This window comes from Halorhodospira halophila (assembly GCF_016653405.1).
Classification (GTDB): domain Bacteria; phylum Pseudomonadota; class Gammaproteobacteria; order Nitrococcales; family Halorhodospiraceae; genus Halorhodospira; species Halorhodospira halophila_A.
In genome coordinates this window covers 1-11,745 of the sequence record NZ_NHSN01000024.1, presented here as the reverse complement: position 1 = coordinate 11,745, position 11,745 = coordinate 1, and the positions used below count along the sequence as shown (strand labels likewise).

Here is an 11,745-nt window from a genome sequence, read left to right as displayed (position 1 = left end):
CAGCGCTTGTCGACAAACGGATGCAGGAAGATGCATCCATCAGAGGTGTCGCATGCGCGGGGGATCGCGGGGCGGGTATCGTTAACCCCGCATTCGGCAAAGGGAGCTTGCCGAGCCACCCCGAGCAACGGCGTGAGAGCCCGATAGGGGCGGATAGGGAGATCCGCGGTGAATCCCGCCGAATGTAGGGGCCTGGGGCGAGGTGGTCAAGGACGACCACCCGCCCGCGGGGCCCGCCTCCTGGCCGAAAGCCTTTATACTAGGTGCGTCCGTGGTGCCGGACGTGCCTCGCGCCGTCCAGCGCCGGCCCTCGCCGCGCAGAAGGAGGTGGCTCTGGTGAACCGTCGGCGATCCCTGAGCGGAGCGCTGTGCCGCATGCTTTTCGTGTTGGCGCTCCCGGTCCTGTCCGGTTGCGCGCAGCTGGTTAGCTATTCGGTGGAGCAGGACGAGGTCCAGGCCCACCTCGATACCCGGCTGGAAGCGCTGCGGGATGTGCGTCTGCAGAGCCCGCTAGCGGCCTTCGACTTCTCGGTGCGCACCGCCGATGTCACCCTGGGTCCGGAAGAGGCGCCGGACCGAATCCAGCTCGATATCCTGGGGCGTGCCGGCGTGGACCTGCTCATGGGGCAGGAGTCCGCGGGCGTGGCGCTGCGCCTGCGCGGCCTGCCGGATTATGACCATGAGGCCGGTGCGGTCTACGTCCGGGAGCTGGAACTGGTGACCAGCCGGGTGGAGTCGCGCTGGTTCAACGGCGAGGTGACGGAACTCGTCGATCCGGTGGTCGGCCTGGTCGGCGAACACCTGGAGCGGACCCCGGTCTACGAGATCGAGCGCGACAGCGCCACCGGGAGGGTCCTGGGTCGGGTCCCGGCGGAGGTGCGGGTCGAGCCGGGGCGGCTTGTGCTAAGGCCGCGCTAGACCGTGGCATTCACCCCCGAACAGAGGCAGGTCATCGAGCACCCGGGTGGGCACGCCCGGGTGAGCGCTGCGGCCGGGTCCGGCAAGACGGCGACCCTGGTGGCCCGGGTGATCGAGTTGCTGCGCCGCGGCGCGGACCCGGCACGAATCCGGGTCCTGATGTTCAACCGCTCGGCCCGGGAGGACTTCGAGCGTCGCTTGACGGTGGCCATCCGCGAGGCCGGCTCGCCGGCGCGGGTCTCGGTACAGACCTTCCATAGCGCGGGCTACCGGCTGCTCCAGCGGCTCGAGGCCGAGGGGGTGGTGCCACGGCGCCGGCTCGAGAGTGCCGACTGGGTCGCCCGCAAGCTGGCGCGCAATGCGCTGGAGGCCGCGCTGGAGGATCGGGACGAGGCGGAGGCGGTGGAAGACGATGCCGTCGATGCCTTCCTGGCCTTCGTCGACGTGGTCAAGGCCGATACCCGCGAGGCGTCCGTCATCCATGCCGAGGCCCCCGCCCTGCTGGGCACGTCGCTGCCGGGCCATTATCTCGAGGCCTACCGGCGCTTCGAGGCCCTGCGCGACGACCAGCAGCTGCGCCTTCTCAATGACTTGATCCACGAGCCAGTCCAGGCTCTGTTGGCCGACGAGGCCCTGGCCCGGCGCTTCCGGAATCATTTCGATCACGTCATCATCGACGAGTATCAGGACGTCAACGAGGCGCAGCAGCAGCTGATCCGCTGCATCGCCGGTGAGCGGGCTGCGGTGATGGTCGTCGGTGACCCGGATCAGTGCGTCTACCAGTGGCGCGGGGCGCGGCCGGAGTACATCGTGCGCCGTTTCGACGAGGACTTCCCCGGTGCCGCCAGCTACACCCTGCCGCACACCTTCCGTTTCGGCCACACCGTGGCGTTGCTGGGCAACCACTCGGTGGTGCGCAACCGACAGCGGGACGGCAAGCTCTGCCTGGCGGCGCCCGATAATCCGGCCACCGAGGTGCGCCGGTGCGTCGACAGTGACCCGGAGCTCTACCGGCGCATCCTCGCCGAGCATCGGGCCGCCGGGGGGAGCCTGAGTGAGGTGGCGGTTCTGGTCCGGCTCTATAGCCTGGCCGCGCCGCTGGAGCTGGAGCTGCTGGAGGCCGGCGTGCCGCTGCGTCTGGAGGGGCGCGCCGGGCTCTTCCAGCGTCGCGAGATCCGGGCGCTCCTCGGTTACCTGCGGTATGCCGCCGGAATGCTGCGCGAGCCGCTGCCCGATGGTGCCGGCCCGCGGGAGCTGCTGACCGAGATGCTGATGCTGCCGGTGGCCGGTCTGCGCCGGCCGGAGGCGCAGACGGTCGCGCACGGTTATGCCGATGCCCGCCTGCCGCTGACCCGCAGCCTCTCACTTGCCGCCGGGGATCTGCCCCGCTGGAAGGGGCGGCGGCTGCGCCAGCGGATGGCCTCTCTGGAAGCCCTGGGGGCATTCCGGCGCGACGATCCGGTGGCCGATGTCCTCGATGAGATCGTCACCGAGCTGTCGCTCTATGAGGCCATCGCCAGTGGTTCGCCCAGCGCCGAGACGGCCACCGACCGCACCATGATGGTCGACGCCCTGCGCCGTTTCGCCGCCAGTGGCGGTTGGGGACTGACCGAGTTCCTGGAGCGCTGCGACGAGCTCATCGCCCGCTCGGCGCAGTGGCAGGACGCGCCCCCCGAGCAGGCCGTGCGGGTGACCTCCATTCACCGGGCCAAGGGGCTGGAGTGGCCCGTGGTGATCGTCCCCGGGCTGGCGGAGGGGACCTTTCCCTACGGCGCCGGTGAGGCCACGGCGGCGGATCTGGAGGCCGAGCGGCGGCTGTTCTATGTGGCGGTGACCCGGGCTCAGCAGCGCCTTTACCTGGTGCATCCCCAGGATCCACGCCTGGAGCGGGCGCTGCAGCGTGGGCGGGCGGAGCAGTTCGATCCGAGCCGGGCGGTGGCCTCGCGCTTTCTCGCCGAGGCGCAGCCGGAGCGCTCCATCGCTGCCGGGGCGGCCCTGGATCGAGGAGAGGTGCCTGATAAGCGGCTGCGTACGCAGGTCGTTGGCGATTATCTGGCGGCCTTGCAAGCGCACGAGGTGGTCCTCGGCTGAATCCGTTTACGCCGCCGGGTGCAGTGCTTAGGCTCGGAGCGCGCCGGGGGTGAGCCGTTGTGGGGGAGAGACGTTGGCCAAGCGCACAGAGGGTGAGCAGGATCCGGTCCGCGGGCTGGCCGAGCGGCTGCAGCGCCGATACCACGAGCGCATCGCTGGCGAGCTGTTGCTGCCTACCCGTCCGGCGCGCACCGCGGCGCTGCCCAAGGAGCTGGCCACGGCCCTGGCCACAGCGCTGCGCCAGCGCGGTATCGAGCAGCTCTACAGCCATCAGCGCCAGGCGTGGGAGCGGATCCGCGTCGGGCGGCATACGGTGGTGGTCACCCCGACCGCCTCGGGCAAGACGCTCTGCTACAACCTGCCGGTCCTCCACGAGGCGCTGACCGGCGGTGGCAAGGCCCTCTACCTCTTTCCCACCAAGGCGCTGGCCCAGGATCAGGTGGCCGAGTTGCACGAGCTCAATCAGGCCGGCGGGCTGGGGCTGCGCGCCTTTACCTTCGACGGCGACACTCCGGGGGATGCCCGCAAGGCGGTGCGGACCAAGGGCGATATCGTCGTCTCCAATCCGGATATGCTCCACCAGGGAGTGCTGCCCCACCACACCAAGTGGGCGCAGCTGTTCGAGCAGCTGCGCTACGTGGTGGTGGACGAAGTGCACACCTATCGGGGAGTGTTCGGGTCCCACGTGGCCAATCTGTTCCGGCGGTTGCGGCGCATCTGCCGTTTCTACGGGGCTGATCCGGTCTTCATCTTCACCTCGGCGACCATCGCCAACCCGGGCGAGCTGGCCGGGCGGTTGATCGGTGAGTCAGGCGTCGAGGCCATCACCGAAAGCGGCGCCCCGGCCGGAGAGAAGCGGCTGCTGCTGTGGAACCCACCGGTGATCGACCCCGATCTGGGGATCCGTGCCTCGGCGCGCTCGCAGACCACCCGCATCGCGCGTCTGGCCGTGCGCAGTGGCCTGAAGAGCATCCTCTTTGCCCGCAGCCGGCTGATGGTCGAGGTGCTGACCAAGTATCTGAAGGACGTCTTCGACAAGGACCCGCGCCGGCCACCGCGGGTGGCCGCCTACCGAGGCGGTTACCTGCCCACCGAGCGCCGGCAGACCGAGCAGGCCCTGCGCGCCGGTGATATTGAGTGCGTGGTGGCCACTTCGGCGCTGGAGCTCGGGGTGGATATCGGCAGCCTCGACGTGGCGGTGCTCAACGGCTACCCAGGGACCATCGCCGGCACCTGGCAGCGGCTCGGCCGGGCCGGGCGGCGCAACCGCACCGCGCTGGGCATCGTCGTGGCCACCAGCGAGCCGCTGGATCAGTACATGGTCCGCAACCCGGACTTCTTCCTGGGTGCCTCGCCGGAGCACGCGCGCATCGACCCGGACCAGCTGCTGATCCTGCTCGATCACGTGCGCTGCGCCGCCTTCGAGCTCCCCTTTCGCCGCGGTGAGACCTTCGGCGGCGAGGATCTGGAGGAACTGCTCGATTACCTGGTCGAGCAGGGGGTGCTCCACCGCGAGGGTGAGCGTTGGCACTGGGTGGCGGACAGCTACCCGGCCAGCGAGGTCAGCCTGCGCTCGGTGGCCGACGGCAATTTCGTGGTCATCGACACCACCGACGGCGCCCAGCGGGTGATCGCCGAGGTGGACTACACCGCCGCACCGATGACGCTCTACGAGGGCGCCATCTATATGATCCAGGCGCGCCCCTACCAGGTGGAGCGTCTCGACTGGGACGGCCGCAAGGCCTACGTCCGGGAGACGCGGGCCGATTACTACACCGATGCCATCGACTACAGCCGGCTCAAGATCCTCGAGCGTTTCGAGGGCCAGCGCGGTGGCGATGCCGAGGCCGCCCACGGTGAGGTGCACCTGGTCCGGCGCATCGCCGGTTACAAGAAGATTCGCTATTACACCCACGAGAACATCGGCTTCGGGGAGATCGAACTCCCCGATCAGGAGATGCACACCACGGCGGCCTGGTGGACCATCGAGCCGGGTGCGCTGGAGCGGGCCTTCCAGACGCGCCACCGCGCGCTGGATGGGTTCCTCGGCGCGGCCTACGCCCTGCACCACGTGGCGGCGCTGCGCCTGATGTCCGAGCCCGGTGATCTGGGCCGTGCCGTGGGCGATGGGGACGCCGAGTGGTTCGCCGTCACCGGTCCACGCGGGCGCGGCCAGCTCCGGGATGCCAGCGGCGAGGTGCGCGGGGTTGAGGAGGCCGAGCGGTTCCAGCCGGCGGTCTTTCTCTACGACAACTACCCGGGGGGTGTGGGGCTCTCGGCGCCGCTGTTCGACCAGCGGGCCGCCGTGGTGGCCGATGCCCACGACCTGGTCCAGGGGTGCGCTTGCACCCACGGCTGTCCGGCCTGTGTGGGGCCGGTGCTGGCCTCAGAGGAGACCCGCGGGCAGTCGCCGCGGGCTGCGGCGCTGACGGTGCTGGAGCTGCTGATGGGCAGCGGCCCGGCCGCGGACCCGGATGCAAGCGGGGCCCTGCAATGAGCACGAACGATTCTTAGCGCCGCTGAACGGAGAAGAGGCGGAGACAGGATGGGCGAACACACCCCCATGCCGGAGTATCAAGCCGCGGAGTTGCAGACGTTGCTGGATCGCCAGCGCCAGGCCTTCGCCGCGGATCCGGCCCCTAGTCTGGCGGTGCGCCGGGGGCGACTGGATCGGCTGCGGCGGGCGGTGCTCGACCATCGGGAGGCGTTGACGGCGGCGCTGGACGAGGACTTCGGGGGGCGCTCGGTGGAGGAGTCGACCACCGTGGACCTGCTGCCGGCGCTGACCGGGATCCGCCACGCGCAGCGCCACCTGCGCCGCTGGATGCGTCCCCGCCGGCGCTGGCCCCACCCGCTCATGCAGCCGGCCTCGGCCTGGGTGCACGACCAGCCCTTGGGTGTGGTGGGCATCATGGTGCCGTGGAACTACCCGGTCTACCTGGCCCTGAGCCCGCTGACCGGGGCGCTGGCGGCGGGTAATCGGGTGCTGCTCAAGCTCTCCGAGCTGACGCCGGCGACCAACGCGGTGCTCGGCAGCGTGATTCGTCAGGCCTTCTCCGCCGAGGAGGTGGCCGTGGTTGAGGGTGGTGAGTCGGTGAGCCGGGCGTTCGCGGCGCTGCCTTTCGATCATCTGCTCTTTACTGGCTCCACCGCCGTGGGACGCCAGGTGATGGCCGCCGCGGCGGCCCACCTCACCCCGGTGACCCTGGAGTTGGGGGGCAAGTCGCCGGCGGTCGTCGATGGGGACGCCGATCTCGATACGGCGGCCGGGCGGATCGCCTACGGCAAGCTGCTCAATGCGGGCCAGACCTGCATTGCACCGGACTATGTGCTGTGCACGCCGGATCGGCGTGACGCCCTGGTGGACGCGTTGCGCCGGGCGGCTACGCGCCTCTATCCCGATCCGTTGCACAATCCCGACTACGCCGCTGTGATCACCCGTCAGCACCGCGAGCGTCTGGAGGCGCTGCTCACCGATGCCCGGGAGCAGGGTGCGGAGCTGGTGTCCATGGCCGAGGCGGTCAAAAACGCCCCAGAGTCGGGTCGTATGCCTCCCTGGCTGGTGCTGGATGCCCCGGCTTCCGCGCGGGTGCTGGAGGAGGAGATCTTCGGTCCGGTGCTGCCCGTGGTCACCGTGGCGGACCTGGAACAGGCGCTGGCCTACATCCGCGCGCGACCGCGCCCGCTGGCGCTCTACTACTTCGGGCACGATCGCCGCCGTCAGCAACAGGTGCTCGATCGTAGCCACTCCGGTGGGGTGTGTATCAACGACACCGTGCTCCATGTAGCCCAGGACAACCTGCCCTTCGGCGGTGTGGGGGCGTCGGGGATGGGGCGTTATCACGGCTTCGAAGGCTTCCGGACGTTCTCGAACGAGAAAGCGGTCCTGCGCAAGGGGCGGTGGAACAGCGCGCGCCTGGTCGAGCCGCCCTACGGGCGCAGGATTCACCGCTGGGTCCGGCGGCTGATGGTGCGCTGACCCCCGGCGGCGTCCGGCGTCCCCGCGTGGCGGGGTGATAGACTTCCGCCTTCACGAAGCCGCCGGAGTCCGTTCTTGCCCCTGCCTCCCCTCGAACTCGCGCTCGCTTCCCTGCTGGTGGCCATTGGCAGTCTGCTCCAGGGGGCCTTGGGCTTCGGGCTGGCGATCTTCGCTGCCCCGCTGCTGTTTCTCATCGACCCGGCCTTCATCCCTGGGCCGGTGCTCTTCGTGGCCATGGTCATCTCGGCGATCATCCTTTGGCGCAATCGGGCGGGGCTGGCCATCGGCGAACTCGGGGCCGCGGTGATCGGACGCATGCCGGGGATGGTGGCGGCCTTTGGGCTGCTTGCGGTGGCATCGCAGTGGATGCTGTCGCTGGTTCTCGGGGTGGCGGTGTTGTTGGGTGTGGTGGTCAGCCTGCTCCCCGGGGATATCCGCCCGACCCGCAACCGGCTTCTGGGGGCCGGGTTCCTCTCCGGTTTCATGGGTACGGCGACCTCGGTGGGCGGTCCGCCGATGGCACTGCTCTATCAGCACGCCCGGGGACCGCATATCCGGGCCAATTTGGGGGGGTATTTCCTGGTCGGCTCGGTGGTCTCGTTGCTGGGGATGGTCCTGCTGGGGTATTTCGGCCACGACGAACTCATGCTCTCCCTGGCTGTTACGCCGGCGGCGTTGCTGGGGCTGTGGATCTCTGGGTCGATCCTCCACTGGGTGGATGCCGGCCGGATTCGACCGATTCTCCTGATTCTGTGTACGCTGTCGGCTGTCGCGGTGATTGTCGACGGTGTACGCGCGCTGGGTTGAGTGCGAGGGCGGAATGGACGCGATGGCGTGGGGTGTGGTGCTTGCGGCTGCGGGGGTGTTCGCCCTGAAGGGCGTGCTGCTGCACACCGCGCGGCTATCCTTGAACCGGTTCGATGGCGGCGGGCTGTCCTCCCGGTGCCGGCCGGTCGGGCGACGGCGACCCTCTGGTGGAGGTGATGGGGCGCGATAAGCGACAGCAGGGAGTGGCGGGCTGGCCGGTCCCGATTGAGGCGATTGCCCATGCGGCCTTTGTCCACGACCACGAGTACCGCATCCTCGGCGCCAATGCCGCCTATCTGGAGCGGGCCGGCTGCCGGGCCGATGAGGCGCTGGGACGCTGCTACTGGGAGGTGTTCCCCGTGCGCGAGGGGCCGCTACCCCGCTGTGCCGCGGGGATGCGGGCCTTCGCAGCTGCGCGTTCCGCTGATGTCGCCCCGCAGGAGCCGTGCTGTGACCTTGTCCTGGACGCGGGCGAGATCCTGCAGTCGCGGGCCTACCCGGTGGTGGACGAGGCGGGTCGCTACGCCTACTCGCTGCACATCCTGGAGGATGTGACGGAGCGCGAGGCGGTCCGCGAGGCCCTGCACGAGCGCGACTGGCAGTACCACCAGTTGTTGGCCAGCACCGCAGAGGGGATCGTGATCGTCGATACGGAGGGTCGCATCCTCTATGCCAACGCGGCTGCGGGGCGGTTTCTCGGGCAGGATCCGCAGGCGCTGGTCGGGGCTTGGTTCGGCCAGGCGATTCCCCAGGGGGCGCCGCAGCAGGTCGAGCTGTTTGCCCCCGGGGGTGGCTTACGGACGGTGGAGATGGGCGCCCAGCCCATCGGTTGGGAAGGCAGGAGCGCGTGGGTGATCAACCTCCACGACGTCACCAACCGCGAATCGCTCCGTATGCTCTTCCAGGATCGCCTGGCCCGCACTCTGGAGGCGCTTCCGCCCTGGGCGCCCCTGGGGCTGGTGGTCATCGATGTCAACGACTTCCGGACGATCAACGACAGCTATGGCCACCAGGCCGGTGATGACGTGCTCAAACGGTTGGGTCAGCGGCTTAGCGAGGTCCATGTGCCCTCGCAACTGTGCGGCCCGGTGCAGGTCTCGCGGCTCGGCGGGGACGAGTTTGCCGTCGTTCTCCCCCGGTTGCGGACCGCCGGTGACGCCACCGAGCTGGCCCGTCGCTTCCTCGAGGTGACCGGGGCGCCGTTCGAGGTGCAGGGCCAGGAGGTGCCCATCCACCTGCGCGTGGGGGTCAGCAGCTATCCGGAGCCGGCCGCTTCCGCGGCGCAGCTCGTGCAGCAGGCCGATGCCGCCATGTACCAGGCCCGTCAGGAGGGCGTCAGTCTGCGCTTCTTCAGCGAGGAGCTGACGACCGAGGCCCGCGAGCGCCTGGAGCTCGGCTCGCAGTTGCGGCAGGCCATGGAGTCGAATGCGCTGGCGCTGCACTTCCAGCTGCAGACGGAGCTGAGCAGTGGCCGCTGGGTCGGGGCCGAGGCGCTGCTGCGCTGGGAGCATCCGGAGCGCGGTTGGGTCTCTCCGGCGCAGTTTGTGCCGGTTGCCGAGCGGGTGGGGCTTATTGGCGAGCTGGGCCGCTGGGTGCTGCGCCAGGCTTGCGAGCAGGCGCGGGCCTGGCGGGATGCCGGGTTGGCGTTCGGCCGCGTCGGCGTGAACGTCTCGGCACCGCAGCTCGTCGGCGGCGGCCTGGTCGACGATGTGGAGCATGCCCTGGCGCACGCCGGTGTCCCGCCCGAGGCGCTGGCGCTGGAGATCACCGAGAGCGTCCTGATGGAGCAGGATCGCACGGTGGTGGCCCAGCTCGAGGCCCTGCGCGCCCGGGGCGTGCTGATCGCCCTGGATGATTTTGGTACGGGGTACTCGTCGTTGAGCTACCTGCGCGGTCTGCCCATCGACCAGCTCAAGATCGATCGCTCCTTCGTGCGGGGCCTGCCGTCGGATGCGACCCAGATCAAGATCAACCGGGCAATCATCGATCTCGGCGTTAGCCTGGGGTTCTCGGTGCTCGCCGAGGGCATCGAGACCCGTGAGCAGCGCGATATCCTGCTGCATGAAGGTTGCCCGCTGGGCCAGGGGTTCTTCTTCGCGCGCCCGGAGCCGGCCGCACAGGTCACTCCCCGGCTCTTCGGCGCGGGGTAGATCGCCCGAGGCGGGCAGAGTGCGGCGGCGAAGGTCTGGTATCCTCGACGGCATGGTTGCGGATACTAGGGCGATCAACCGGCAGCACCAGCCACTCCCCGATCAGGGCCACCATTGGCTGTTCGGATACGGTTCCCTGATCTACAAGGCCGATTTCCCGTACTTCGAGTGCCGCCCGGCTGCTATCCACGGCTGGAAGCGCCGTTTCTGGCAGGGCTCCCACGATCACCGGGGTACGCCGGAGGCGCCCGGGCGGGTGGCCACCCTGATCGAAGCCCCGGGGGTGCGCTGTGTCGGCATGGCCTACCGGATCCCGCCCGAGGCCCTGGGACCGCTGGATCTGCGTGAGAAGAACGGCTATCTCCGCTTGACCACGCCGCTGCGGTTTCTAGATGGCGGCGAGGGTCGGGGGCTGGTCTACATCGCTACCGCGGATAACCCGGCGTTCCTCGGGCCTGCGCCGATTCCGGAGATGGCCCGGCAGATTGCCAGCTGCAGCGGTCCGAGCGGTCCCAACAGCGACTACCTGATCGAGCTGGCGCGGGCCCTGCGCGCCCTGGGCGAGGAGGATCGGCACGTGTTCGCCCTGGAGGAGGCCATCGAGGAGTTTTTTCCCCATTCAACCGGAGTCGTCCGCCCATGAGTGTCCTGAATCAGACGGTGGCGCTGGGCCCCCTTGTGCTCTCCATCGGACAGATCCTGCTTGTTCTGGCCTTGGCCGTCGCCCTGGTCGCCGGTGGCCTGGCCGCTCGGCGCAGCGGTGTGCGGGTCAGCGACAGCCTGTTCAGCTTGGTCCTGGTTGGGCTGGTGGGGGCGCGGCTGCTGTTCGTCGTCCACTACTGGGAGAGCTTCGACAGCCTCTGGGGGGTGGTGGATATCCGCGACGGCGGCTTCGATCCCCTCGGTGGTGTTGTCGCCGGTCTGGCCTACCTGGTCTGGCGTTTCTGGCGGGTTCCCCAGCAGCGCCGGGCCCTGACGACGGCGGTGGTCGCCGGCGGCATCGTCTGGGGAGTGACCGCGGGCCCGCTGCTGGTGATCGATCAGCAATCCCGATCGGCGCCGGAGGTAGCGGTGAGCACCCTGGAGGGCGAGCGCACGGATCTGCCCAGCCTGATCGATGAGACCGGCCAGCCCGTGGTGGTCAATCTATGGGCGACGTGGTGCCCGGCCTGCCAGCAGGAGAAGCCAGTCTTCGAGCAGGCGCAGGAACGCGAGGATGGCGTCAAGTTCGTCTTCGTCAACCAGGGCGAGGATGCCGGTCAGGTGCAGGGCTACCTGGAAGAGCATGCGCCATCGCTGGAGAACATCCTGATGGATCCGCACCAGCGCTGGAGTGATGCCACCGGCACCCGCGGTCTGCCCGCCACCTTCTTCTACGATGAACACGGCCAGTTGGTCGACTCCCACACCGGCCAGGTATCGAGCGCCTCGCTGGAACGGGGGCTGGAGCGCCTGCGTTGACTCGAGGGAGGGAAGCGAAGCAGTGAGCCTGTCCAAGCGGATCGACCGGCTCCGGGCCCAGGCCGGCGGGCGTCCGGCGGCGGTGTCGCCGGAGCAGCCGGCGACACCGGGGGTGCGCGAGCGCCTGGCGCGTGTCCAAACGCGACAGCGGCGCTCGGCGTCGCGAGCCGGTGGTCAGCGCCCCGGTGATCAGGCGGTGGCCGAGCAGCTTGGTGGTGCAGTGTGCGCGCCCGGGCTGGTCGAGGTCGAGCGCGTGGTTGGGCTGGAGACGGCCTACGGGCAGCAGCGGCTGCGATACCTCGATCAATGCCGCACCGAGACGGAAACGATCCCCCACGG

Annotated in this window: 9 protein-coding genes; all 9 read left to right on the top strand. The window is 69.4% G+C overall.

The genetic code is table 11. From position 1 onward, the window contains the following. Nucleotides 1-336: 336 nt before the first annotated feature. Nucleotides 337-918 carry a DUF1439 domain-containing protein gene (locus CCR79_RS09215; RefSeq protein ID WP_201171289.1) on the top strand — a complete coding sequence of 194 codons (582 nt, stop codon included), beginning with the start codon at nucleotides 337-339 and terminating at the stop codon, nucleotides 916-918. 3 nt (nucleotides 919-921) lie between these two features. Then, a complete protein-coding gene (locus CCR79_RS13900; protein ID WP_201171286.1) occupies nucleotides 922-3,009 on the top strand; it encodes a UvrD-helicase domain-containing protein in 2,088 nt (695 codons plus the stop codon). 73 nt (nucleotides 3,010-3,082) lie between these two features. Beyond that, a complete protein-coding gene (locus CCR79_RS09205; protein WP_201171282.1) occupies nucleotides 3,083-5,506 on the top strand; it encodes a DEAD/DEAH box helicase in 2,424 nt (807 codons plus the stop codon). Nucleotides 5,507-5,554: 48 nt separating this feature from the next. Beyond that, a complete protein-coding gene (locus tag CCR79_RS09200) occupies nucleotides 5,555-6,988 on the top strand; it encodes a coniferyl aldehyde dehydrogenase (RefSeq protein WP_242510888.1) in 1,434 nt (477 codons plus the stop codon). Nucleotides 6,989-7,063: 75 nt separating this feature from the next. Further along, complete coding sequence (locus CCR79_RS09195; RefSeq protein ID WP_201171280.1) at nucleotides 7,064-7,795, top strand: sulfite exporter TauE/SafE family protein; 732 nt, start codon at nucleotides 7,064-7,066, stop codon at nucleotides 7,793-7,795. Nucleotides 7,796-7,971: 176 nt separating this feature from the next. After that, nucleotides 7,972-9,945, top strand: coding sequence for a putative bifunctional diguanylate cyclase/phosphodiesterase (locus tag CCR79_RS09190; protein ID WP_201171278.1), 1,974 nt, complete (start codon nucleotides 7,972-7,974; stop codon nucleotides 9,943-9,945). A gap of 52 nt (nucleotides 9,946-9,997) precedes the next feature. After that, on the top strand, nucleotides 9,998-10,588 hold the full coding sequence (locus CCR79_RS09185) for a gamma-glutamylcyclotransferase (RefSeq protein WP_201171275.1): 591 nt from the start codon (nucleotides 9,998-10,000) through the stop codon (nucleotides 10,586-10,588). Then, nucleotides 10,585-11,406, top strand: a complete 822-nt coding sequence (locus CCR79_RS09180; protein ID WP_201171272.1) for a TlpA disulfide reductase family protein — start codon at nucleotides 10,585-10,587, stop codon at nucleotides 11,404-11,406. The genes CCR79_RS09185 and CCR79_RS09180 overlap by 4 nt, the downstream gene beginning before the upstream one ends. A 22-nt stretch (nucleotides 11,407-11,428) precedes the next feature. Then, nucleotides 11,429-11,745 (top strand): hypothetical protein (locus tag CCR79_RS09175; RefSeq protein ID WP_201171269.1); only part of this gene is annotated, 317 nt, incomplete at its 3' end.

Coding starts and splice junctions, on each gene's coding strand:
- CCR79_RS09200 (WP_242510888.1), top strand. CDS start 5,555: ATGGGCGAACACACCCCCATGCCGGAGTATCAAGCCGCGGAGTTGCAG.
- CCR79_RS09180 (WP_201171272.1), top strand. CDS start 10,585: ATGAGTGTCCTGAATCAGACGGTGGCGCTGGGCCCCCTTGTGCTCTCC.
- CCR79_RS09185 (WP_201171275.1), top strand. CDS start 9,998: ATGGTTGCGGATACTAGGGCGATCAACCGGCAGCACCAGCCACTCCCC.
- CCR79_RS09190 (WP_201171278.1), top strand. CDS start 7,972: ATGGGGCGCGATAAGCGACAGCAGGGAGTGGCGGGCTGGCCGGTCCCG.